20 protein-coding genes are annotated in these 24,089 nt (G+C 73.4%); 18 read left to right on the forward strand and 2 right to left on the reverse strand.

What is annotated here, in order from left to right; translation table 11 throughout:
* The first annotated feature begins 58 nt into the window (after nucleotides 1-58).
* From AB0D32_RS02620 to AB0D32_RS02650, 7 genes are all read left to right on the forward strand, one after another.
* Nucleotides 59-712, forward strand: coding sequence for an HNH endonuclease family protein (locus tag AB0D32_RS02620; protein WP_357083660.1), 654 nt, complete (start codon nucleotides 59-61; stop codon nucleotides 710-712).
* Nucleotides 713-1,071: 359 nt separating this feature from the next.
* Entirely contained in the window at nucleotides 1,072-1,356 is a 285-nt protein-coding gene (locus AB0D32_RS02625; protein ID WP_357083663.1) for a hypothetical protein, read from the forward strand.
* A gap of 376 nt (nucleotides 1,357-1,732) precedes the next feature.
* On the forward strand, nucleotides 1,733-5,659 hold the full coding sequence (locus AB0D32_RS02630; protein ID WP_357083666.1) for a Pls/PosA family non-ribosomal peptide synthetase: 3,927 nt from the start codon (nucleotides 1,733-1,735) through the stop codon (nucleotides 5,657-5,659).
* Nucleotides 5,660-5,742: 83 nt separating this feature from the next.
* Entirely contained in the window at nucleotides 5,743-6,552 is an 810-nt protein-coding gene (locus AB0D32_RS02635) for an arginine deiminase-related protein (protein WP_357083669.1), read from the forward strand.
* Nucleotides 6,552-7,310: a BPL-N domain-containing protein gene (locus AB0D32_RS02640; RefSeq protein ID WP_357083672.1), complete on the forward strand. Its 759-nt coding sequence runs from the start codon at nucleotides 6,552-6,554 to the stop codon at nucleotides 7,308-7,310. Before AB0D32_RS02635 ends, AB0D32_RS02640 begins: the two co-directional genes overlap by 1 nt.
* Nucleotides 7,307-8,653, forward strand: coding sequence for a heparan-alpha-glucosaminide N-acetyltransferase domain-containing protein (locus AB0D32_RS02645; protein WP_357083675.1), 1,347 nt, complete (start codon nucleotides 7,307-7,309; stop codon nucleotides 8,651-8,653). The genes AB0D32_RS02640 and AB0D32_RS02645 overlap by 4 nt, the downstream gene beginning before the upstream one ends.
* Before the next feature lie 16 nt (nucleotides 8,654-8,669).
* Nucleotides 8,670-9,488 carry a BPL-N domain-containing protein gene (locus AB0D32_RS02650; RefSeq protein ID WP_357083678.1) on the forward strand — a complete coding sequence of 273 codons (819 nt, stop codon included), beginning with the start codon at nucleotides 8,670-8,672 and terminating at the stop codon, nucleotides 9,486-9,488.
* Between the two features lie 85 nt (nucleotides 9,489-9,573).
* Here the strand turns inward: AB0D32_RS02650 and AB0D32_RS02655 are convergent, their stop codons facing one another.
* The gene (locus AB0D32_RS02655; RefSeq protein WP_357083681.1) at nucleotides 9,574-9,810 is read right to left on the reverse strand and encodes a hypothetical protein; all 237 of its coding nucleotides are present in this window, start codon (nucleotides 9,808-9,810) and stop codon (nucleotides 9,574-9,576) included.
* A 288-nt stretch (nucleotides 9,811-10,098) separates the two neighbouring features.
* Here AB0D32_RS02655 and AB0D32_RS02660 point away from each other — a divergent pair, with 288 nt between their 5' ends.
* Entirely contained in the window at nucleotides 10,099-10,755 is a 657-nt protein-coding gene (locus AB0D32_RS02660) for a 4'-phosphopantetheinyl transferase superfamily protein (protein ID WP_357083684.1), read from the forward strand.
* Nucleotides 10,756-10,877: 122 nt separating this feature from the next.
* Entirely contained in the window at nucleotides 10,878-12,074 is a 1,197-nt protein-coding gene (locus AB0D32_RS02665) for a hypothetical protein (protein ID WP_357083688.1), read from the forward strand.
* Nucleotides 12,075-12,163: 89 nt separating this feature from the next.
* On the opposite strand, the gene AB0D32_RS02670 is transcribed toward AB0D32_RS02665, so the two are convergent.
* Nucleotides 12,164-12,853, reverse strand: coding sequence for a hypothetical protein (locus tag AB0D32_RS02670; protein ID WP_357083691.1), 690 nt, complete (start codon nucleotides 12,851-12,853; stop codon nucleotides 12,164-12,166).
* A gap of 143 nt (nucleotides 12,854-12,996) precedes the next feature.
* Here AB0D32_RS02670 and AB0D32_RS02675 point away from each other — a divergent pair, with 143 nt between their 5' ends.
* The 9 genes from AB0D32_RS02675 to AB0D32_RS02715 all read left to right on the forward strand — a co-directional run bounded on the left by AB0D32_RS02675 (nucleotide 12,997) and on the right by AB0D32_RS02715 (nucleotide 24,065).
* Nucleotides 12,997-13,197 carry a hypothetical protein gene (locus AB0D32_RS02675; RefSeq protein WP_357083694.1) on the forward strand — a complete coding sequence of 67 codons (201 nt, stop codon included), beginning with the start codon at nucleotides 12,997-12,999 and terminating at the stop codon, nucleotides 13,195-13,197.
* 117 nt (nucleotides 13,198-13,314) lie between these two features.
* On the forward strand, nucleotides 13,315-14,664 hold the full coding sequence (locus tag AB0D32_RS02680) for a glycosyltransferase (protein ID WP_357083697.1): 1,350 nt from the start codon (nucleotides 13,315-13,317) through the stop codon (nucleotides 14,662-14,664).
* The gene (locus tag AB0D32_RS02685; RefSeq protein ID WP_357083700.1) at nucleotides 14,661-16,250 is read left to right on the forward strand and encodes a nitroreductase family protein; all 1,590 of its coding nucleotides are present in this window, start codon (nucleotides 14,661-14,663) and stop codon (nucleotides 16,248-16,250) included. Before AB0D32_RS02680 ends, AB0D32_RS02685 begins: the two co-directional genes overlap by 4 nt.
* Nucleotides 16,243-17,127, forward strand: a complete 885-nt coding sequence (locus tag AB0D32_RS02690) for a TauD/TfdA family dioxygenase (RefSeq protein ID WP_357083703.1) — start codon at nucleotides 16,243-16,245, stop codon at nucleotides 17,125-17,127. The genes AB0D32_RS02685 and AB0D32_RS02690 overlap by 8 nt, the downstream gene beginning before the upstream one ends.
* On the forward strand, nucleotides 17,124-19,154 hold the full coding sequence (locus tag AB0D32_RS02695; RefSeq protein ID WP_357083706.1) for a TOMM precursor leader peptide-binding protein: 2,031 nt from the start codon (nucleotides 17,124-17,126) through the stop codon (nucleotides 19,152-19,154). Before AB0D32_RS02690 ends, AB0D32_RS02695 begins: the two co-directional genes overlap by 4 nt.
* Nucleotides 19,151-21,064, forward strand: a complete 1,914-nt coding sequence (locus AB0D32_RS02700; RefSeq protein ID WP_357083709.1) for a TOMM precursor leader peptide-binding protein — start codon at nucleotides 19,151-19,153, stop codon at nucleotides 21,062-21,064. Before AB0D32_RS02695 ends, AB0D32_RS02700 begins: the two co-directional genes overlap by 4 nt.
* A gap of 155 nt (nucleotides 21,065-21,219) precedes the next feature.
* Entirely contained in the window at nucleotides 21,220-21,723 is a 504-nt protein-coding gene (locus tag AB0D32_RS02705; RefSeq protein WP_357083712.1) for an O-acetyl-ADP-ribose deacetylase, read from the forward strand.
* 158 nt (nucleotides 21,724-21,881) lie between these two features.
* Nucleotides 21,882-23,411, forward strand: a complete 1,530-nt coding sequence (locus tag AB0D32_RS02710; RefSeq protein ID WP_357083715.1) for an MFS transporter — start codon at nucleotides 21,882-21,884, stop codon at nucleotides 23,409-23,411.
* A 36-nt stretch (nucleotides 23,412-23,447) separates the two neighbouring features.
* Entirely contained in the window at nucleotides 23,448-24,065 is a 618-nt protein-coding gene (locus AB0D32_RS02715) for a TetR family transcriptional regulator (protein WP_357083718.1), read from the forward strand.
* The last annotated feature ends 24 nt before the right edge of the window (nucleotides 24,066-24,089 follow it).

Genomic DNA, 24,089 nt, shown 5'->3' on the forward strand with positions numbered 1-24,089 from the left:
CGGCACCCGCGCCGGCTGCACTGTCGGCCAACCCCCGATCGATCGGACGGAGTTCGCGATGACCCGTACCCTCCGCTGGACCGGCGGCCTGCTGGCCACCGTCACCGCCGCCACCCTCGGCCTGTCCGCCCCCGCCCACGCGGCAACCGTCTCGGTGCCGCTGCGCACCCTCGTCGCCGACCTGCCGGTGGCCACCGAGGTCCGCACCGGATACTCCCGGAGCCTGTTCCCGCACTGGACCGACGCCGACTCCGACGGCTGCAACACCCGGTACGAGGTGCTGATCGCCGAGGCCACCACCCGCCCCACGGTGGGCTCCGGCTGCCAGTTGACCGATGGACGCTGGCGCTCCTACTACGACGCGACCTACTGGACGAACCCGTCCGACCTGGACATCGACCACATGGTCCCGCTGGCCGAGGCGTGGGACTCGGGCGCCCGGAACTGGACCACCTCACGGCGGCAGGCGTTCGCCAACGACCTCGGCGACGTCCGCTCGCTGGTCGCGGTGACCGACAACGTCAACCAGTCCAAGGGCGACCAGGACCCGGCGACCTGGATGCCGACCCACGAGAAGTGCCGGTACGTCGGCGAGTGGGTGGCGGTGAAGACCCGGTGGCGACTGAGCGTCGACAGTGCCGAGAAGAGCGCGTTGACCAGCCGGGCCAGCTCCTGCACGAACATCACGATCACCGTGACACACGCATACTGACCACACCTCCCCCTCCCCACCCCCGCACCCCGCACCCCGCACCCCGCACCCCGCACCCCGCACCCCGCACCCCGCACCCCGCACCCGCGATCTTGCACTTTCTGCCCCCGGTTTGCGGCTTATGCCCGCATTGCCTGGGCGGAAAGTGCAAGATCGCCGGGGCGAGACGCCGCGCCGCATCGACCTCTGCTCAGCGGGAGGTTTGCGACCGGATTACCCCTATCCGACTAGATGCGTCGTTCGTCACCCGCGTCGCTTGACGGGCCGTTCATCCGGACATTCATCTTCTGGAAACTCCCCGTCACGCAACGAGGCATAACCAGACATAAAACTCTTATTGCCTCCCTAGTCTCATCCGAGTGGTCGTTTACATTCACGACGGTGGGACGCCTGCCGTCCTCAAGGGACTTCCCGTCGCCAACTCCGCCCCGGTCCTCGTCGAGGTCACCGGACGGCGACATCGCCCCGCACGCCCCGGCGGAGTCCTCGGCACCGCAGGCTCCCTGACGCGCCTCCCGGTCGCCGCGACCACCGTCTGGTCAGGACCGCAACGCCCGACCCTCAGCCCTCGGGGCGCCGACGGCTCGCCCCACCCGTACGCGACCGACGAGTCCCGCTCGTCCACGGGAGCCAGCACCGGCTGACCAGAGCGACAGCCAGCGGTTCAGGCGACCCCGGTCACGACACTTCGCCACTTCCGTGACGCCCCCGGTGGGCCTCACGGCACATCTCGCCGTCCATTTGCTCGTGCCCCCGTCCCGGCTTCCGCCGGAAACCCCTGCCACCCGCCTGGTGACCGCGGGGGTATCCGCCGCGCGGCGCCGGGGCTGACTCGTGATCAAGCAGGAGGTTTGCGGTTCCGTGAAGCAGGCAGGTCTCACCGGCACACCCACGTCGCCCCTGCGGCCGGAGCATCCTCCGGACGCGGCCGCGCGCTTCGTGGTCGGTTCACTGGCCGTCGCCCCCGGGACGGGGCCAGGGGACGGAGGCGGCGTCACACGCACACGGCGTCTGCACCACGTGTTCGAAACCGCGTGCGAACGGAATCCGTCGGCCGTCGCCCTCGAGTGCGAGGGTGCCCGGCTGACTTACCGCGAACTGGACGAACGCGCCAACCGGTTGGCCCACCACCTGCGCGCGCTCGGTGTCGGTGACGGCTCGCGGGTGGCCATCCTGCTGCGACGATCCGTCGAGACGTACGTGGCGTTGCTGGGCATCGGAAAGGCCGGCGCCGCCTTCGTGCCGATCGATCCCGAGTCCCCGGCCGACCGGGTCGCCTACATCGCCGAGGACTCCGACGTCGACCTGACGGTGACGTCCTCGGCCCTCGCCGACCGGGTTGGCGGCCGACCTGCTCTCGTCGTCGACGAGTGCGCCGCCGAACTGGCCGCGGCGCGGGACGACCGGCCGGCGCTCGGCGACGACGGGAGCCGGGACCCCAGCGCCTACGTCATCTACACCTCCGGGTCGAGCGGTCGGCCCAAGGGCGTCGAGGTCGCGCAGTCGAGCATCTGCAACTTCCTCGACGTGGTGCCCGGCGTGTACGACGTGCGCCCGACGGACCGGGTCTACCAGGGCATGACGATCGCCTTCGACTTCGCGATCGAGGAGATCTGGCCGACCTGGTCGGTCGGCGCCACCCTGGTGGCCGGTCCGAACGACTCCCGCCGCCTCGGCGCGGAGTTGGCGGACTTCCTCGACGAGGCACGCGTCACCGTCTTCTACTGCGTACCCACCCTGCTGGCCACCGTCCCGCGCGACCTGCCCCGGATCCGCAACCTGCTCGTCGGCGGGGAGGCGTGCCCGGGGCAACTGGTCGAGCGGTGGAGCCGGCCCGGCCGGCGCATCCTCAACACCTACGGGCCGACCGAGGCCACGGTCACCGCGACCTGGGGAGAACTGCTCCCCGGACGCCCGGTCACCATCGGGCGGCCCCTGCCCACCTACTCCGTGGCGCTGCTGGACGAGCAGCGGCAGCCGGTCGCCGACGGCGAGGTGGGTGAGATCTGCATCGGCGGTCCGGGGGTGGCGCGCGGATACGTGGGGCGCCCGGACCTGACCGCCGACCGGTTCATCGAACACGCTCTGGCACCCCCCGGCAGTCGGCTGTACCGCACCGGGGACCTGGGTCGGATCACCCCGGAAGGCGAGATCGAGTACCTGGGCCGGGCGGACTCCGAGGTGAAGATCCGTGGTCACCGGGTTGACCTCGGTGAGATCGAGAGCGTGCTGCTGGAGGACCCGGAGGTGGCCGAGGCCGTAGCCGCGCTGGTCCCGGTCGCCGACGACCCGGACGCCCCCCACGAACTGGCCGCCTACCTCGTCGCGCACGACGGTGACGAGGGCGGCGGGGAGGAGTTGGCCGTACGGCTGTGCCAGACCATGCAGACCCGGCTGCCCGGCTACATGGTGCCCTCCTTCCTGGACGTCGTCGCCGCCCTGCCGACCATGCCGAGCGGAAAGGTCGACCGGAAACGGCTGCCCCCGCCGCACCGCCGGCTCACCCTCCCCGCCGGCCCGCTGGTGGCCGCCGCGGGCGAGTTGGAGGAGCAGGTACGCGCGGCATGGGCGGAGGCGTTCGGCATCGAGGCCGAGTCGCTCTCGGTCGAGGCGGGCTTCTTCACCGACCTCGGAGGGCATTCGCTGCTCGCGGCGCGGGTGGTGTCGCTGCTGCGCGCCCGCAAGGTCGGCGTGAGCCCGGCGGTCCGGGACCTGTACGCCCACCCGACCGTACGGGGCATGGCCGCTCATCTCGGCGCCGCCGATCGGACCGGCGGGCCCGCCGCCCCGCCCCGCCCCGCCCCGCTGCGGCACCGCAGCCGGCGAATCGCGCTCGCCGGGTCCGGCCAGGTGGCGGTGATCTACCTGCTGCTGCTGGCAGTCACGCTCCCCGTCTCCTTCGTCTACACCCGCAACGACGGTCTCGTGTCGGCCCGCGTCCTCGCGGAGCTGATGATCGCGATCCTGCTCAGCTATCTCGGCGTGCGGTGGGTACTGCCGGTGCTGCTGGCCCGGCCGCTGGCTGCGGGCATCCGGCCCGGCCGGTACCGCCTGTGGGGGCTCACCTACGTGCGGCTCTGGGCGGTGGACACGCTGCTGGCGGTCGGGCCGCTGCCCGTGCTCAGCGGCTCTCCGCTGATGGCGGCCTACCTGCGGCTGCTCGGTGCCCGGGTCGGCTGCCGGACCATGATCGCGACCAGCGCGATCAGCCTGCCGACCCTGATCTCCGTCGGCCGGGACGCCTCGGTCGGGTACGGCGTCTCGCTGCGGCCGTGGCGGGCAGAGGACGGCTGGGTCGTCGTCGGTCCGATCACGATCGGGGCGGACGCCTTCGTCGGCGCGAACGCGGTCCTCGAACCCGGCGCCTCGGTCGGGGCGCGAGCCGGCCTCGGCGAGCAGTCCGTCCTCGCCCACGGCGAGGCGGTGCCGCCCGGGGCGCGGTGGGCGGGCTCACCGCCGGCGCCGATTCCCCGGCTCGCTCCCACCGTGGAGTCCCTGCTCAGCTACCGCCGCCTGCGGCGTGGCTGGCGTGTGCACCACGGCGCCGCCGCGCTGGTCGGCCTGATCGGGCTGGAGCTCGGGGCCATCGCGATGGTCCTGCCCAGCGTGGCGCTGGTGTGGTGGGTGCTGCTGACCCGAGGCCTGCTTGCCGGCCTGGTCGCGACCATCCCGGCCGGAATCGTCTACGTGCTCACCGTCTGCGCGCTGGTCGCCGCCGGCAAGCGTCTCGTGCTGCCGCGGGTACCGGTCGGCGTCCACCACCGCCTCCACTCGATGCTCGGCGTACGGAAGTGGATCGCCGACAAGCTGCTCGAGTCCAGCCTCATGTTCACCAACTCGCTCTACGCGACCCTCTACACCGGGCCGTGGCTGCGGCTGCTCGGTGCCCGGGTCGGCCGTGGCGCCGAGGTCTCCACCGCCGCGCACCTCGACCCGGACCTGCTCACCCTGGGCTCGGAGAGCTTCGTCGCCGACATGGCCAGCCTCGGCGCCGCGACGTTCGCCAACGGCCGGATGGCGTTCCTGCCCACCACGGTCGGCAGCCGGGCCTTCGTCGGCAACGCCGCGTTCGTACCGGCCGGCACGGTGCTGGGCGACGGATCCCTGATCGGCGTCGGCACGCTGCCGCCCGACGCCGGTGTCCCCGAGGGCACGTCCTGGTTGGGCTCACCGGCGATGCACCTGCCGGTACGCCAGAGCAGCGGTTCCTTCTCGGAGGCGGTGACGTTCCGTCCGCCGCGCGTCGTGGTGGCCCGCCGGCTGTTCGTCGAGTTCTTCCGCGCGACCCTGCCCGCATCGGTGCTCGGCGCCAGCTTCTACCTCTACCTTCTGGCGTTGTCCTCGCTCGCCAACGGCCGGGACCTGCTCGTGCCGGCGTTGGTGTCGCCCTTCGTCGCGATGGCGTCGAGCGTCGCGGTGATCGCCTTCTGCGCGGCGACCAAACGCAACGTCGTCGGCACCTACCGGCCCCGGGTGGAACCGCTGTGGAGTGGCTTCGTCCGCCGCACCGAGTTCGTCACCGGCCTCTACGAGGCCGCGGCGGTGCCCGCCGGCATCGGGCTCCTGGTCGGCACCCCGTTCCTGCCGCCGATGCTGCGCTGGTTCGGGGTCCGCGTCGGCAGACGCACCTGGATCGGCACGACGTACCTCACCGAGTTCGACCTGGTCGAGATCGGCGACGACGCGACCGTGGGCACCGAGGTGTCGCTCCAGACCCACCTGTTCGAGGACCGGGTGATGAAGATGTCCGTCGTCACGGTCGGTGCCGGCGCCACGATCGGCACCCGCGCCATCGTGCTCTACGACGCCGTCGTCGGCGACGACGTCATGTTGGGCTCGCTCTCGCTGCTGATGAAGGGCGAACACCTGATTCCCGGGACCCGATGGCGCGGGATCCCCGCCCAGGGGGTGCTCGCCCGGGCCGGCACCAGACAACGGGCGGCCTGATGCCGCCGTACCGCCGCGGTTCGCACCACGCCGTGGACCGCGATCCCCGTCCGTCATCCGCTCCCCGAGAGGAAGAACGCTCGATGAACAAGGCACTGCTGGTCTCCGACGCGGCCCACTTCCGGGTCGACTACGAGATCAACCCGTACATGCACACCGAGGTGCAGCCCGACCGCGCGGTGGCGATTCTCGAACACGAGCGCATCATCGCCGCGCACCGGGCGGCGGGACGCCGCATCGAGTACGTGGCGTCGGCGCCGGAGTGCCCGGACATGGTCTTCACCGCGAACGCCGCGCTGGTGCGGGGTCGCCGGGCCGTGCTGGGAGCACCGCCGCCCGAGCGCAAGGCGGAGCTGCCGTACTTCCAGGAGTGGCTGATCAACCACGACTTCGAGGTCCTGGAGGCGCCGTACCCGTTCAGCGGGCAGGGCGACGCCCTGGCCTGCGGCGATCTGCTGCTCGCCGGCCACGGCCAGCGGACCGACCGGCGGATGCACGCCGTGCTCGCGCGGGAGCTCGGCTACGAGGTGGTGCCGCTGTGCACGGTGAGCCACCGGTGGTACGACCTCGACCTGGCGGTCGGGGTCGTCGAGCCGGGACGCACGCTCGCCTACTGCCCGGACGCCCTCGACGAGCCGAGCCGCCGCCGGCTGCGCGGCCTCGGCATGGACCTGATCGAGGTCGCCGTCGAGGAGGCGGCGCGCTTCGCGCTCAACCTGATCAGTGACGGCGCCACCGTGACCATGACCAGGGGAGCGCCACGGCTGGCGACCGCGCTGCGCGAGCGCGGCCTGCGGGTCGTCGAACTCGACACGACCGAACTCGCGAAGGGCGGGGGTGGGGTCCGCTGCACCGCGCTGACCCTCGACAACCCGCTGCCGGCGAGGTCGTGATGGCGATGGGGAACATGGGTCGGTTGCTCGCCGCAGGCGGGCGGGCCCTCGCCGGCCGTGGTTTGACGGTCCGTTCGCCGCTCCCCGGGCTGCCGGAGCCGCCGGTGGCGCTGGTCTACCGGGGGCCGGCGACGCTGCCCGGATGCCCCGAGGCGGTGGCGGCGCTGCTCAAGTCCAGCCGTTGGGGCTTCGACGTCCGGTACGTCGGCCCGGACGAGGACCTGCCGTTGTCCCGTCGGGCCCTGGCCGGGGCGACGCTCTACGCCCAGCCCGGTGGCGGCACCCTCAAACGCGGCTACCGCCACCTGAAACGCCACCGCGACGAGATCAGGCAGTTCGTCCACTCCGGCGGCAGGTACCTCGGGATCTGCCTCGGCGGCTACCTCGCGGGGGCCACCCCCGGCTTCGGCCTCCTGCCCGGGGACACCGACCAGTACACCGTTTCGTCCGCCGCCACGGTCCGCTCGGAAGGGAACACCGTCGTCCAGGTTTCCTGGCGCGGCCGGCGGCGGACGCTCTTCTTCCAGGACGGCCCGTACTTCTGGCTGCGCCCGGAGGCCACAGCCGACGTCCTCGCGACCTACCCGAACGGCACCATCGCCGCGCTGACCACCGCCTTCGGCGCGGGCCGGGTCGCGGTCGTCGGCCCCCACCCCGAGGCCACCGACGACTGGTACGTCGACGCCGGGTTACCGATCGCCGACCGGCTCGGCACGGATCTCGGCTGCGACCTGGTCGACACCGTGATGCGGCCATGACACAGACCGCCCACCTCAGTCGCACCACCCTGGACAGAGCCGCCGACACTCCGCCTGCGACGGCCGACCCGTCGGCCGGGCGGACCCGGTTGCTCGGCGTGGACGCCGCGCGTGGCGTCGCGCTGTTCGGAATGATCGCCGTGCACTCGTTGTACCAGGCTGACGCCGCGGGTCTGCCGACCTGGTCGTTCACGCTCTTCGGAGGGCGGGCGGCTGCCCTGTTCGCGGTGCTGGCCGGAGTCGGTATCGCCTTCCTGACCGGTCGACGCCGGGTTCCCCTGGCCGCCGGGGCGGGCCCGGTGGCGGCGCTCGGCGTCCGGGCCCTGGCCATCGGCGCGATCGGGTTGGCGCTGGGCTACACCGACGCGTCCCTGGCCTCGGTGATCCTGCCCTACTACGCGGTGATGTTCCTGCTGGCGATCCCGCTGGTGTTCCTGCCGACCTGGTTGGTGGCGTGCACCGGGGTGGCCGTGGCCACCGGCGTTCCCGTGCTCCGCCAGCTCCTGCTGCCGCAGCTGCCGGAACCGACCTACGACAACCCGGCGTTCGCGCAGCTCCTCGACGCCCCCGGCGCGCTGCTCACCGAGTTGGCGTTGACGGGCGAGTTCCCGGCGACGACGTGGCTGGCGTACCTCTGCGCCGGGCTGGTGGTCGGGCGGTTGTCCCTGAACCGGTTGGTGGTGATCCTCGGGTTGCTCTACACCGGGGTCCTCCTCGCCGCCGGAGCGGCGGTGGCGTCGTGGGTCCTGCTGAACCGGTACGAGGGCTTGCAGCAGATCTGGCTCACGCAGCCGGGAAGCGGGCTGACCGTGGCCGATACGACGGAACTCCTCCTGTTCGGCGCGGACGGCAGCACGCCCACCTCGACGTGGTGGTGGCTCACGGTCGCCGCGCCGCACACCGGCACCCCGCTCGACCTGCTCGGCACGATCGGGAGCGCGATCGCTCTGCTCGCCGTCATGCTGCTCGCCTTCCACGTCGCGCGGCCCGGACCGAGGCGGGCGATCTCCGTGCTGCTGGTGCCCCTGGCCGCGGCCGGCAGCATGACACTGACGCTCTACACCGCGCACATCATGTTCATCAACTCCGAACTCGACTCCTTCGAGCCCGTGACCGGATACCTCGCGCAGGTCCTGGCCATGGTGCTGTTCGGGACGGCGTGGTGGGCCACGGCCGGCCGTGGCCCGCTGGAGGGCCTGGTGGCGCTGCTCTCCGGCGGTGCTCGCCGACTGGTCGTCCGGCGGAACCGAGGCACCCGGCGCCGGGCAGGCATGTCGATGTATTCAGGACCGGACGCGCACCGGCTGTCACCTCGGCAGGCGACCACCCGGCACCGCCGTTGAACGACGGACGGGCGACATGAGATGGATCGGTTCGGGCCTGCGGCCCGGCGGGACGCGCCGGATCGACCGGCGGCGCCTCCTGGTCGGTGCCGGCGCCATCGGCACCCTGGCCGCCCTGGGGTGGGCCGGCGTCTCGGCGGTCACCGGGGACCGCGACCGGCCGCTGGCGCTCGTCTACCGGGGCCCGGCCGCCTGTTCGGGCTGCGCCGAGGCCGTGGCCGCCCTCCTGCGCGCCGCCCCGAGCGGGTTCCGCACCGAGTACTGCGGTCCGGACGAGGAGCGGCCGCTCTCGCGGAGCACGTTGACGGAGGCGGTCGTCTACGCCCAGCCTGGCGGCGGCAACATCAACCCGGCCTGGCGAAGGCTGCGTGACCACGCCGACGAGATCCGTGACTTCGTCCAGGGCGGCGGTCACTACCTCGGCTTCTGCCTGGGGGCGTACCTCGCCGCCGGCCGGCCCGGCTTCGGACTGATCGACGGGAAGGTCAACCGGTACATCAGCACCGACGGGGCGAGCGTCGACAGCGTCGACGACACGGTGGTCCCCGTCCGGTGGCGCGGCGGTTCCCGGCACATGTTCTTCCAGGACGGGCCGACGATCGAGCTGCGCCCGGGGGTGCCGGGCGTCGTGCTCGCCACCTACGACACCGGGGCGCCCGCCGCCGTCGTCACCACCTTCGGCGCCGGGCGGGTGGGGCTCGTGGGACCGCACCCGGAGGCCGACCGGTCGTGGTACGCCGAAGCAGAGCTGACCAACCCGGACGGCATCCGCTTCGACCTGGGCCACGACCTGATCGGAAGCACGGTCGACGGAACGGATCTGCCCGTCCGGTGACCTGCCGGTTCGGCGTTGCGGCCGACGCGGGCAGCGGTGGCGGCAGGAGCGGGGTTGCGGGGACGGCGAGCCGTCCCCGCATCCGTCACATTCGCCGGTGTTCCCGTGGCAGCCAGCCGATGAACCGGTCCTGGAGGACCGTCCCGCGCGCGGCCGACAGGTCCTGCGTGGCAGCCGCCAGGCAGGAGCCCAGATACACGCTGAGCATCGCCCGGTCGGCCCGGTACTCCTCCAGCAATCGCACGCGTTTGGTCTCGCACGGCCAGTCTGCGCCGCAGGTGCCGCAGGTCCAGGCCGGCATCACCGGCGTGTGTTGGTCCATGGGGGATGCCGTGGATTCCGCACCACCGGTCATCGCGCTCCCTCTCCGGTTCCACGTGGCGGCCACCACCGGCGTGCCGCGCCGACAACAGAGCCCGTCGCCCGTCGGCGACGCCCTGTCAGCGCCACGGAACGCTACGGCGTTACACCATTGCGGTACGTTCACCAACCATGCCCCTCATGACGCTGACCGTGGATCGGGTGTTCGGGCCTGCCACGAAGGGCTCCACGGTCGTCCCGGCCGACCGCCGCGCCGCGGTCGGCCGGGCCGCCGGCTCGGGGGGCGGCGATGCGTGACCTGCTGCCGCCGGCCGTGGCGGTGGCCGTGGCCGGGATGGCGGACTGGACGGGTGTGCTGCTGCCGGCCGAGCGGGCCTGCCTGACCGAGCGCGCGGTGCAGAGCCGCCGCCGCGACTTCACCGCCGGGCGGGTCTGCGCCCGCCGGGCGATGGCCGCGCTGGGCATGCCTCAGGTCGCGGTGCCGGCAGCAGCGGACCGTTCGCCGGTCTGGCCGGCCGGCGTGGTCGGCGCCATCACCCACACCCAGGGCTACTGCGCGGCCGTCGCGGCCCGCGCCGGTGAGATCCGGTCGGTCGGCATCGACGCCGAGGGACACCGGGAACTCAACGCGGGCGTACGCCGGCTGATCTGCCTGCCCGAGGAGGAGGAGCGGTTCTCCCGGCTGCCGGTGGGGACCTCCTGGCCGGCGGTGGTGTTCAGCGCCAAGGAGACCGTCTACAAGGTGTGGCACCCGGTCGTCGGGACGTGGCTGGACTTCCACGACGCCCTGGTGGAGCTCGATCCGGACGCCGGCACGTTCACCGCCCGCATCGCGCCGGCACGGTGCGACGGCGCACCGGTGGCCGATCCGCCCGCGTTGGTCACCGGCCGGTTCACCGTCGACGACGCCCTGGTCCGCACCGCCGCCGTGCTGCTGCCCCTTTGACCCCGGGGACGGAATCCGAACAGGGGACGGCGGGGCGCTGCCGGAGACGCGAAGATGGTCCGTTGTCCGCGCACGGTAGCGTCAGCCGCGTTTGCCGTCGTCGCCAGGTGCCTAGGAGTACGGTGAGTCACCCCCAGCCCCCTTACGGGCCTCAGGATCCGAACCAGCCGAACCCGGAGCAGCAGCCGCAGCCGTACCCGCCGGCCCCGATGCCGCACTTCTCCGCCGAGCAGGGCGGCTACCCGCCGCAGCCGCCGACCTCCGGCGCCCCGCAGCCCGCGGGCGACCCGTGGGCCCCGCTCCCGCCCGTGCCGCCGCAGCCGCCGGCCGGCGACCCGTGGGCCGCGCCGCAGCCGCCGGTCTCCGGGGCCCCGCAGCCCCCCGTGTCGGGCGCGCCCGGCGAGCCGTGGGCGCAGCCGCCGGTCTCCGGGATGCCGCAGCCGCCGGTCTCCGGGGCGCCGGGCGAGCCGTGGGCCGCCCCGCACCAGCCGACCTCGGGCGTGCCGCAGCCCCCGGTGTCGGGGACGCCGTACCCGCCAATGTCCGGCCCGCCCGGCTATCCGCCGGTGTCCGGCACACCCGGCTACCCGCCGGTGTCCGGCGCACCCGGCTATCCACCTGCGGGACCCGGCTACCCGCCTGCGGGGCCCGGCTACCCGCCTGCGGGGCCCGGCTACCCGCCCGGTGGGCCCGGCTACCCGCTCGGCGCGCCTCATCCGGTCGCTCCGCCGAAGAAGAACAGGACCGTCCTGATCATCGTGGCGGTGGTGGCCGTACTGGTCCTGCTCTGCTGCGTCGGCGGCATCGCCGCACTCGTCGCCGGCGCCAACAAGGCGGCGGACGACCTGGAGAAGGCCCTGCCCACCCCGGGAACCACCCAGGCGGCACCGGGTGGCGCCTCCGCACCGACGAAGAACGGCGAGACCTACAACCTGAGGCCCGGCGCCACCCTGGTGCTCTCCGACGACGAGGGCACCGTCGAGATCACGGTCAGCCGGTTCACCACGGAGACCAAGGGCTGCCGGACGTACGCCCCGGACCCGGACAAGGGCATGTACCTGATCGCCCACGTCAGCGCGACGGTGACCAAGGGAACGGGTTCCATCAACCCGTTCTACTTCGAGTGGGTGGCCGCCAACGGCAGCAGGGCCAACGGCCTGGCGAGTGCGCTCTCCGGCTGCGGTGACCTGCTGGGCTCCGGCAACAACCTGGGCGTGGGCAGCAAGCGGGCGGGCACGGTGGTGTTCAACGTGGCTGACAAGAACGGCGTGCTGGAATACCGGCACAGGTTCCAGACGGCCGGCTCCTGGAAGCCGTGATCCGTACGCGGTGACGGGAGGCCGGTCCCCCCTCGGGGCCGGCCTCCCCGTCTTCTTCCCGGCGGTCGCCGACCCGTCCCGACTCTTCGTCACCGCCCCTGTTCGAGCAGGTCGGCGACCGTGACCAGCGGCGTCAGCAGGGACTGCACGAGGGTGGGGTCGTGCAGCCGACCGCGCCGGCAGGTGATCAGCTCCGCGCCGTGCACGCTCCACGCCGGCACCGCCCCGGCCAGGTGCGCGGCGAGCAGGGTCGGCCCGACCAGGGCCTGCTGCCCGGGAGCCGCCGCGCCCACCCGCCACTGCCGGTCGAACTCGGCGTTGCCGGTGGCGTACCCGTCGCTGCCGAACAGGGCACGGCCGAGCTTCGAGAACCCGTGGCGCGGCGCCACCGCGAGTTCCGGGAACGGCCGCCGCAGCCACACGAACGCGACGACGTACGAGTGGGTCTGCGAGTTCGTCCTCTGGTTGCCGTCCGCGCCGGTCGAGGTGTGCGTCTCGGTGTACGCGTACTCGGCCACTCCGACCGGCCGTCCGTACATCGTTCCGGTCAGCGCGAACCGCACGCCCCGACGGTTGCGTCCCGGCACCCGGCCGGTCCAGGCCACCTGCGGGTTCTCGGTGAACGTCCACCCGTGGTGGGCCGCCCAGCGACGCCACGAGTCCCGCCGCTCGCGCTCCCGACGGTGGGCCACCACCACGGTCACGGTCAGTGCCGCCCCGAGGAGGAGCGCGAGGCTGGCGCAGCCGCCCATCCAGAACAGGCTCATCACACGGTCCACGGGTGGCAGCGTAGTAACCGTCCACACGCGACGTATCCGTCCCGTCGGGAGTGCTTGACCATCCCGTGACCAACAATTCCACCAGAGCCATGGGAGCGCTCCCTATGCTGCTCGGCGACGATCCCGTCAACTGGAGGTGGAACATGAGTGGACCACTCGACCTGACCGCCCTGGACATCGCCGAGGTGTCCTGGACCGAGCAGACCGACGACACGACCAACCTGTACGCGGTCGCCCCCGCCGGCAGCGTCTCGGTCACCGAGGGCGCGAACGACGGCCGGAGCTGCTGTGGTGGCGGCTGTGGCGGTCGCCCGATCCAGTGGTGCTGCATCAACTGCCACTGATCCGGTGACCGGCGCGACCGACGTCGGCCAGCCCGACGCCGGACGCGTCCCAGTCGGGGTGCCGGCGCCGCCGGCACCCCGACCCCCACGAGGTGACCTTTGACGGAGGGAAGTCGGATGGCGGAACGGGCGGACGACGCGATCGAGTTGAGCGTGGTCATACCCACGCACCAGGACGCGCAGTGTCTGGCACCGACGCTGCGGTCACTGACCCGGCAGACGCTGAGCCGCGAGCGCTTCGAGGTGGTGGTGATCCGCGACGGCGGCTCCCCCGCCGGGTACGCCGGCATCGCCGGGGCGGGCGACGGGCTCGACCTGCGCCTGCTGGAGTTCGCCGAGCGGAGAGGCCGGGCAGGCGCCCGCAACGAGGCCGTCCGGCACACCCGGGCGCCGCTGCTGCTCTTCCTCGACGCCGACTCGTACACCTCGCCGCAGTTGCTGGAACGCCACCTGGCCCACCACGCGGTCCCCGGCCGGGCCCCGGTGTTGCTGGGTCGCCGCGACGAGTTGGGCCTGGAACACGTCGAGGCCGCCCTCGACGGCAGGGAGATCACCGACGTGCCCCGGCGTCGCGCGGACGGCGGCGGCGACCTGCGTTTCCCGCACGGCCAGCCGCCGGGACAGGAGTGGCTGCGGGCGGGCTGGCTGTTCAGCTACACCCACAACATCTCCCTCGCCCGCGACCTGTTCGACCTGGTCGGCGGGTTCGACGAACGCTTCGGGCCACGCTGGGGCCTGGAGGACATCGAGCTGTTCTACCGGGTGCACAAGCACCTCGGCGTGACCGAGCTGAACTTCGCCTACGACGACGAGGCCCGCGCCTTCCACCTGCCGCACCACCGCAACATCGACCGCAACTGGGCCGAGTTCGCCGCCAACCGGGAACTCGCCGCGGAGCCGGTCATCGAGTGGGAGTTCTACGGCATGTTGGAGGTGTACGACTCGGTGGAGCGGATCGTGCACTACCGGGCCGCGGTCACCGACTGCGCGCGGCGGTCGACGTGCCGGATCGGGCCGGCGGTCGAACGGCTCGCCGACCGCCTTCCCGGCCCCCGCGTGCTGTGGGTGGGCACCGGCAGCGCGGCGGCCGACCTGCCGGCCGAGGCGCTGACGTTCGACTACGCCGCCCCGCCCGGCCCGACCAACCACCATCTGATCGGCATGAACCCGCCGATCGCGCCGGGCAGCCTCGACGCGGTGGTCAGCGTCGACTTCTGGCGGTACCTGCGGTGGGACGACCTCTGCCAGTTCGTCAACGTCGCCGGGCACCTGGCCGGCGAGGTGCACCTGGTCCGCACCGACGATCCCGGGTCGGCGTCGCTGCCTCCCGGGCCGGCGGGACTGGACTACGTACGCCGTGCCCTGGAGGCCGCGTTCGTCACCGACCTCGCCCGCGTGGACGGGCTCGGTGACGTGCTGACCCTGCGTCCCCTGCCCGCGCCGCCGCCCGACCCGGCCGGCCCGTGACGACCGGAGTGGTCGCCCGCTACCTGGCGGCGGTGGCGGCGCAGGGCGACACGGCACCCGCGAGCTACCCGCCGCCGCGCGCCAAGCGGTACCCGACCGCCCGAAGGTGGCCGCTGCGCTGGCCGGGAGCGGGTGCGCCGCCGCTGGGAGCGGCCGGGCCCGACCGGCTCAGCGCGCTGCTGCTGGGGTACGCGCCCCGCCGGCTGGAGCTGATCACCAACGCCGCTTTCGCCGCGATGAGCGGGGACCCGGCCACCTCCCCCGCGTCGGCGCGGCTGCTGCCCGCGTGGTTCACGTCCCGGCGCGCGGTGCCCTCCGGCGGCGCGTTCCACCCCGCCGAGCTGTACGTCGTCTGGGCCGGCACCGCCGAACTTCCCCCCGGGGTCTACCACCACGACGCTGTGCACCACGCCCTGGAACTGCTCCGCCCCGGCGATCCGGGCGCCGCACTCGACCGCCTGTTCGGTGACGACGCATCGGGACCGCGCCATGCGCTGGTGCTGGCCTGCCGCGCCTTCAAGAACGCCGGCAAGTACCGCTCCTTCGGCTACCAGCTCGCCATGATGGACAGCGGTGTCCTGCTGGGACAACTCGCCGGATCGCCCCTGGCCGGGCAGGTGCGGCTGGTCACCGACCCGGCTGCCGCCGAGGCGCTGCTCGGGTTGGGCGGCGAACTGGAGACCGTCGTCGCCGTCGTCGAGTTGCCGGCGGCCCGCCTCGGCGGCGGCACCACGGCCGCCACCCCACTGTCGGGCGCCATGCCCCCGGCGCCGGTCGGGCTGGACGGCGACCGCCGCAACCTGACCGTGGCCGACCCCGCCGTCACCGCCCTGCACCGGGCGATCCGTGCCGGCGTCGACACCGCGCCACGGGCTGCACTGGCCGACGCCGCAACGCCGCCGGCCCTCCCGCAGCCGCCCGCCGGGTCGCCACCGGCCGCGCCGCCCCGGACCGGCACTCCGCCGCCGGCTGTCGAGCTGCCGCCACCGGCGGTGCCGTCGCGCGGTGCCACCGCCCGCCGGGCGTCGGCCAACGACCTGGCGCCGGGGCTGACCGTCGGGCAGCTCGCCGGCATCCTCGCGTACGCGGGCGGCCACCGGCCCGCCGGCGCGCTGGCCGGACTGACCGGGCACCCGCGCCATCCCGCCCTGTGGTGCCTGGTCAGCAGGGTAGACGGGCTGGCTCCGGGCGCCTACCGGTACGACCGGGACCGGCACCTGCTGTGGCCGTCGACCGCTCACGACGGGGCGCCGAGCCGGGTGCGGACCTCCCTGGACGCCGGAATGAGCGCGGCCGGCGCCAGTCTCTTCGTCGTGGCCGACGGGCCTCCGATCGATCGTCTCGACCCGGTCGCCCTGCGGGACCTGTACCTGCGTACCGGGGCGGCGGTGCAGCTCGCCGCGTTGGCCGCGCAGACCGTCGGGGCGGCCACCCGGCCGATGGGCGGATTCGACGCCGAGGCGGCCACCGCCCTGCTGGGCCTGCCGGCCGGCGCGGTGCCCCTGCTGCAACTGCTGGTCGGCGCCCCGAGACCACGGGCCGGCTCGCTGGCCGTAGCGTTCACGGAGGGAAGTGCGGATGCATGAGGGCCAGGTCCCGGTGCTCACCGGGACGCGGAAACCGGCGGACGTCCTCGCGGCGGTCGCCGCGCACGGGGTGGCGCTGCTCCGCGACGGCGGCTGGCAGCGGGACACCTTCGTCGCGCTCGGCGACGCGCTGATGGAACCCGTCCCGTACGCGGACGGTTTCCACCAGGAACGGGACGTGATCGGCGACGACCGGACCACCACCACGGTCACCCGGGGCACCCGGGGCATGCCGCTGCACCGGGAGGCGTCGTACGCCCCGGGCTCACCCGATCTGCTCACCTTCCTGTGCGAGCGGCCGGCCGCCGACGGGGGCCGCACCACGCTGTGCGACGGCGTCGCCCTGCTCGCCGCGCTGCCGCCCGAGGCGCGGGCCGAGTTCGAGCAGTTGGAGATCGTCTGGGAGAACGCCCTGCCCGACGGCGAGTGGCAGCGGGCCTTCGGCACCGACGACCCGGCCGCGGTCCGGCTGGCGCTGCGACAGTGGGAGCCCTACCTGCGGCCCTGGGAGTCGGTGCGGGTCCACGCCACCGACACGGCTCTGGTCACCGGGTTCGGCACCCGGTGCACCCCGCCCACGCTGTTCGGCGGTGTCCCGGCGTTCTGCAACTCGCTGTTCATCAGCCGACCCGACGCCGACGAGTACCACGACCAGCGGCTGCGGGTACGGACAGCGTCCGGCGCGCCGGTTCCCGCAGGGCTGCTGTCGGTCGCGGCGGAGGCCGCCCGCCGGCTGACCGTCACCGTGCCCTGGCAGGCCGGCGACGTCCTGGTCGTCGACAACTCCCGCTACCTGCACGGCCGCCAGGCGTTCACCGACACCGGCCGGTCGGTCATGGTCCGGATGGGCCACCTGCACCTGAAGGAGACGGCATGAGGGCGAAACTCCGCGACGACCTGCTCTACGTGGCGGTCGAGAACGGCGTCTACCTGGAGACCGGCCGGGGCAGCACCGAGATCAGCGGCGGCTCCGCGTACCGGCTGGTCCAGCAGCTCGCCCCGCACCTGGACGGCAGCCGTACGGTCGAGGCGCTCACCGCCGGCCTGCCGCCCGCCCAGCAGCGCCTGATCGCCGAGATGGTGACGATGCTCGTGCGGCGCGGCCTCGCCCGCGACCTGGACACCGAGCCGCCGCACGGGCTCCAGGACTGGGAACTCGACCGCTACCGGCAGGCGATCCTGTACGCCGAGCACGTCGCCGACGCCCCCGTGCACCGGTTCGAGGGCTTCCGCGACGCCCGGGTACTGCTCGTCGGCGCCGGGCCGGCCCTGCACAGCCTCGTGCAGACCCTGTTCGACCTCGGGTTGCGGGCCGCGACGGTGATGGAGACCGGTGAGGAGCAGGCCGACGGCGAGGCGTACCGGCGGATCCTGGAGCGCTGCCGCGACGGCGACCCGACGGTGACGCTGCGGCGGGTTCCCGACACCACGGCGGGGCCCGACGCCGAGGCGGCGCTGACGGCGGCGCTCGGCGGGTTCGACGCGGTGCTGCACTGCACCGGTCACGAGCTGGCGGGCCGCGCGCTGGCCGTCACCCGGGCGGCCCACGCCGCCGGGATTCCCGCGCTGCACGCCGTGCCGGACGGCGACGCCGCGTGGGTCGGGCCGACCGGCGGCGGGGTCGCCGCCGGCTGCTGGGAGTGCGCCGTACGCTCCGCCCACGGTGCGGCCCCCGCCGACGGCGACTTCGCCGCACACGACCGGCCGGATCGGCGCTCGGCGCCCCTGAGCGCGCCGATGGGCACGCTGCTCGGCGCGGTCCTCGGCTTCGCCTACTTCCGTGGCGCCGTCGCCGGGCCCGGTGCCGGGGCGAACACCATGACCCACCTCGACCTGGCCTCCGGGGAGACCAGCGAGCACCTGCTCGGGGTGCACCCCCGGTGCGGCACCTGCGGCGGGCGGGACGTCCCCCGCCGGCTCGCCGAGCAGGTGGCCGGGATGGCGGGCCGGCCGCCGCTCGACGCGGACGCGTTCGCCAGCCGGGTGACGGCGCTGATCGACCGGCGGCTCGGGCCGGTCGTCGAGGTGGGCACCGGCGAGCACTCCCAGTTGTCGGTCAGCTGCCTGGCGGCGACCGTCGCCGACCTGACCGGCGCGGGAACCGGCCCCCGGGTGGTCACCGCCGTCGGCACGAGCCGCCGGCAGGCCCTCGTCCGGGCCACGGTCGCCGGGCTCGAACTGCTCGCCGCCGAGGCCGCCACGACGGCCACCGGGCCCGAGCCGCCCGGCACCGGGGCCGGCGACGGGTCCGAACCACCCACGGCCGAGGTCGGCACCGGGCCCGAACGACCCGCGCCCCGGACGACGGTCGCCGGCGAGTGGTGGGACCCGCTGGCCGGAACCATCGTTCCGGTGGCCGGCGGGGGGTCGTACCCCGTTGTCGTGGCCGGCGGCCTGAGCTGGGCCGAGGCCCAGGGCCGGGCGGCGCTGCGGCTGGCGCACGCCACGGCCGACGGGCCGCCCGGGCCCGGGGACGCCGCCGGGCCCGGCGGCTGGGGTCGGGAGCACTGGCCCACGGCCGCTCGGCGACTCGCCGACGACCTGGCCGTGCTCGGCCACGAGCTGCGCGCGTGGCGCGCCGCCACCGACGTGCCGACGGTGTTCGTCGGCACCGGCGAGGGCTGGCTGGCGCACGCCTGCGCCACCGATCCGGGGGTGGCGCTGGAGTTGGCCACCCAGGCCGCCGCCGCCATCGTCACCGGCCGTGGCCCGGACGGCGCCGACGTCGGCCCGGACGCCGGTGCCGGCGCCTGGGACGGCGAGCTGGAGACGCTGCTCAGGAGTTTCGCGGCCAATGGACGGCGGCTCCTGCTGCGCCCCGTCGACCACCTGCCGGCCCTGCGGGACGTGCTCCCGTTCGTGGTGGCGGCGACCCTGACCGAGGGCACCGGAGGAAACCGATGACATCCGTGACGGAGACGGGCCTGAGGTCGCTCGGCGACGGCGACCTGCATCGGGCGGTGACGGCGAGGATCGACCCGCACACCGTGCCGGCCGTCGACCTTCTCGTGGTCGACGGCCCGGAACCCGACCGGGTGCTCGCCGCCGCGACCGGGGCGTACCGGGCCGGACGTGACTTCCTGCCGGTCTACCCGACCCCGCGCGGGGTCCGCATCGGCCCGTTCGCCAGGGCCGGCACGCCGGGCTGCCACCACTGTGTCCGGATCCGGGAAGGCCGCGCCCGGGTCACCGGCACCCCGCAACGCTCGGCGCTGTGGGAGGCCCTCTACGACGGTACGGCGCAGGCGCCCCCGCCCGTCCTCGCACCGCCGGTCCGGGCCGTCGTTGCCGCCCTGGTCGCCGACGAACTGTCCCGCGCGGATGCCGGCACGGCCCTGCGGTGCGACGGCGCCGTGCTGGAGGTCGACACGGCGACCCTGCGGGTCAGCCGGCACCGTTTCATCCCCGACCCGGAGTGCCGCCTCTGCGGTCACCTGCCGGACGACAGCCCGGCGGCGGGAAGCCTGACCCTGGTGTCCCGGCCCAAGCCCCGGCCGGACGAGTACCGGGCGCGCAGTCTCGCCGCCGAGCACGAACGGTTGCTGGACCTGATGGTCGACGGCGAGACGGGCCTGATCTCGACGATGACCGTCTACCACCACCACCCGATGATCCTGGCTGCCGCGATCGGCGGCCCCGCCTGCTGCGTCGAGCTGTCCGGGTACGGCCGCACGTTCAGCTACCCGGCCAGCGTGTCGGTGGCCATCGCCGAGGCCCTGGAACGTCTCGGCGGCACCCTGCCCCGGACCAGACGCACCAGCGTCACCGCTTCCTTCCGCGAGCTGGGGCCGGGCCGGGCCGTCGACCCCGTGACCCTCGGACTGCCCCGGCAGCCGCCGAGCCACCAGTCGGTCCGGTACCACCCGGACCTGCCGGTGGAGTGGGTGTATGGCTACTCGTTCCGCAGCGACGGCCCCGTGCTGGTCCCGGAGAGCTTCGCCTACTACGGCTCCCACCAGACCATGTTCGGCGTGGAGAGCTCGAACGGCTGCGCCCTCGGCGGGACCATGGAGGAGGCGATCCTGCACGGCATCTTCGAGGTCGCCGAGCGGGACGCCTTCCTGGCCACCTGGTACGCCCGGCTGCCGGTGCCCCGGGTCGACCCGATGACCTCCGCCGACCCGATGACCAGGCTGCTGGTGCAGTGGCTGGAACGCACGACCGGCAGCCGGCTGCACGTCTTCGACATCACCATGCCGGAGGGCATCCCGGCCCTGTGGCTGATGCTCGTCGACGAGGAGGGCCGGCCGGGCCAGCCGAAGGCGTTCTGCGGGGCCGGTGCCCACCTCGACCCCGAGCGGGCGCTCTGGGCGGGGCTCGTCGAGCTGGCCAGCGTCGCCGACGCGACCCGGGACATGGTCGCCGAGGACACCACCGCACCGGGCCTGGTCGCCGACCCCGATCTGGTGGTGCGGATGGAGGACCACATGCTGGTGGCCGCCGCGCCGGAGAGCTGGCACCGGTTCGGCTTCCTCTACGAGCGCGACGAGATGCTGTCGATGGCGCGGGCGTTCCCCGCCGCCGAGCGCTACCGGCCGGCCGACGACCTGCTGGACGACCTGACCGGGGTGGTCGACCGCTACCTGCGCGAGGGCCTCGACGTGGTGGTGGTGGACCAGACCGCCATCGAGCAGGCCACGGCAGACCTCACCTGCGTCAAGGTCATCGTGCCGGGCCTGCTGCCGATGGCGTTCGGGCACCGCAACCGACGTGTCGACCTGCCCCGGCTACGCGACCTGCCGGTACGCCTCGGCTACCGCGACCGTCCACTGGAGGCTGACGAGATCAACCCGTACCCGCACCCGTTCCCGTGACGGTTGCCGCCCGGTCCTGGACGGGCGCGCCGGACCGCACGGTGCTGCGCTGCCGGCCTCCGGGGTCGCCGTGTTGCTACCGGCTGGCCGCCCCGGGGTGACTGACGGCCAGGCATGGAACCACGCGTGGTCGGCCGCGATGACATCATCGGGCCATGCCCCTGATCGAAGTGGTACGCGGTGACATCACCCGCGAGGACGTCGACGCCATCGTCAACGCGGCGAACGAGTCACTGCTGGGCGGCGGCGGTGTCGACGGGGCGATCCACCGGGCGGCAGGCCCGCGGCTGGCCCGGGCGGGTGCCGCGCTCGCGCCGTGCGACCCGGGCGAGGCGATCGCCACCCCCGCGTTCGACCTGGACCCACCCGTACGCCACATCATACACACGGTCGGCCCGGTGTGGGCGGGCGGCGACCACGGCGAGGCCGACGTGCTGGCCTCGTGTTATCGACGTAGCCTCCAGGTCGCCGACGAGATCGGCGCCCGTAGCGTCGCCTTTCCCGCCATCGGCACCGGCGTCTACGGATACCCCTCCGACCGGGCGGCAACGATCGCGGTCACGACCATCAGGGCGACGCCCACCGCCGTCGAGCACGTCCGTCTGGTGGCCTTCGACGAGGCCACATATCGATTGTTGCTGGCGGCTTCCGAGGTCTGAGCCGGGCATGCGGTCGAGGTGAGGTTCGAGGTGATCGCCGCACGTTGGCGAGGCAACTGCGTGCAGGGCGGGCACTCGCTGGCCCCACATCTCCCGGATATTTGAACGATAGTTCTACTTGTACTATCGTTCAAATAATTCCCTCGGAGGAGACTGACATGCCAGAGACCGCGACCCGACGAGCTGGCGCGCGGGAGTGGGTCGGCCTGGGACTGCTGGCGCTACCGACCGTGCTGCTGGGACTGGACGTCACCGTCCTGTACCTGGTGTTGCCGAGCATGGCCGCCGCCCTCGACCCCTCCGCCACCCAGACCTTGTGGATCATGGACGCCTACGGGTTCTTCATCGCCGGATTCCTCATCACGATGGGCACCCTGGGCGACCGCATCGGCAGACGTCGCCTGTTGCTGATCGGCATGACGGCGTTCGCCGTCGTGTCGGTGCTCGCCGCCTTCGCTCCCAGCGCCGAGTTGCTGATCGCAGCCCGTGCCCTGCTAGGGATCGCAGGGGCGACGTTGATGCCGTCCACGCTGTCGCTGATCTCGCACATGTTCCCCGACGTGCGTCAACGTGCGGTGGCGGTCGGGGTGTGGGCCACGATGTTCGCCCTCGGCATGGCGGCCGGACCCGTGGTCGGCGGTGCGCTCGTCGACGCGTTCTGGTGGGGTGCGGCGTTCCTGCTCGCGGCCCCCATCGCGATCATCGTCCTGGCTGGCGCGAAGGCTCTGCTGCCGGAGTACGCCGCCCCACAGGCCGGACGGCTGGATCTGGCCAGTGTCGCCCTGTCGCTGGGGGCGATCCTGCCGGGTGTCTATGCCGTCAAGCACGCCTCCGCACATGGCGTGGATCCGAGCACGGCGGTCCTTCTCGCTGTCGGCGCGACCGCAGGCGTGCTGTTCGTGCGGCGACAACAGCGGCTGACCTCCCCGTTGCTGGACGTCTCGCTGTTCACCAACCGGGCCTTCTCCGCAGCGCTGGCCGTGCTGCTGATCGGGCTCGTCGGGGTCGGCGGCACCATGTACCTGGTCACCCAGTACCTCCAACTCGTCGAGGGCCTCACCCCGTTCACCGCGGGACTCTGGATGGGGCCACCGGCCCTGGCGATGTTCGTCGCCGCCATCGGCGCACCCCTGATCGCCCGCCGGGTCCGCCCAGGCCTGGTCATGGGAGTCACGCTCGCACTGTCGGTCCTCGGGTACGCGCTACTGGGGACCGCCGGCACCGGCGACGCCGTGGCCGTGGTGGCCGGGTTCGCGTTCGTCTACCTCGGTCTCGGCGCGATCGCCGCACTGGGCACCGACATGGTCGTCGGCGCCGCGCCGGCAGCGAGGTCCGGATCGGCCGCCGCGATGTCCGAGACCGTCCAGGAACTCGGCATCGCCGTCGGTGTCGCCCTGCTCGGCAGCCTCACCACCGCCCTCTACACCGCTCACCTGACCGCGCCCGCCGGCGTCGCGCCCGAGGATGCCGACCGGATCACCGACAGCCTCTCCGGCGCGCTCTCGATCGCAGACCGGGTGCCTGCCGAGGTCGTGCAGGCCTCGCAGGAGGCGTTCACCACCGGGATCAACATCGCCTCGGCCGTAGCCGGCGGCGCCATCGCCGTCGCGGCCGTGCTGTGCCTGGTGACGCTGCGGCACGTCCGTCCGCTCGGCGAGGACCAGGAGGCCGCAGCAGATCCCCGATGACGGACTCAATTACCCTGAACCCAGGGGGGCGGAAGCATGAGCGGTGGCGAGGGACGACCCGCCGACGGACGACGCGCCAGGGGCGACAAGCGCCGTGCGGAGATCATCGAGGCGACCCTCGCCGTAGTCACCCGTGACGGCGCAGCGGGGGTCACCCACCGCACCGTCGCCAGGCAGGCCGGCATCACCACCAGCCTGAGCACCTACTACTTCGCCGCCCTCGACGACCTGCTCGTCGCCGCGCTGTCCAGCGTCGCCGACACCTATACCGCGCGCATCCGCCAGATCATCGACGAACCTGGCGACAAGCTGCGCGGCCTCGCCGAACTCATCGTCGAATCCGGCGGCCCCGGGCGCGAACGCGCCCTGGCCGAACGCGAACTGTCCACCCTCGCCGCCCGCAGGCCAGCTCTGGCACCGGTCGCCCGACAGTGGCGCGAGGACGTCGCCGAACTCGCCGCCACCCTCACCGACGACCCGGAAGCCATCGCCGCCCTCGTCGCCGCCTCCGACGGCCTGTGCACCGCCATCCTCATCGACAACGTCCCCGCCGACACCGACTATGTCGAGCGTGTGCTCTCCCAAGCCCTCGGCGCACCCGCGAGGCATAAACACCACGACGAGAACCGGGCCATCCATCGCAATCGCACGTAGCCACTCTCGCGAAAGCGTGTCCGA

The sequence above is a fragment of the Micromonospora sp. NPDC048170 genome, from assembly GCF_040652795.1.
GTDB lineage: Bacteria > Actinomycetota > Actinomycetes > Mycobacteriales > Micromonosporaceae > Micromonospora.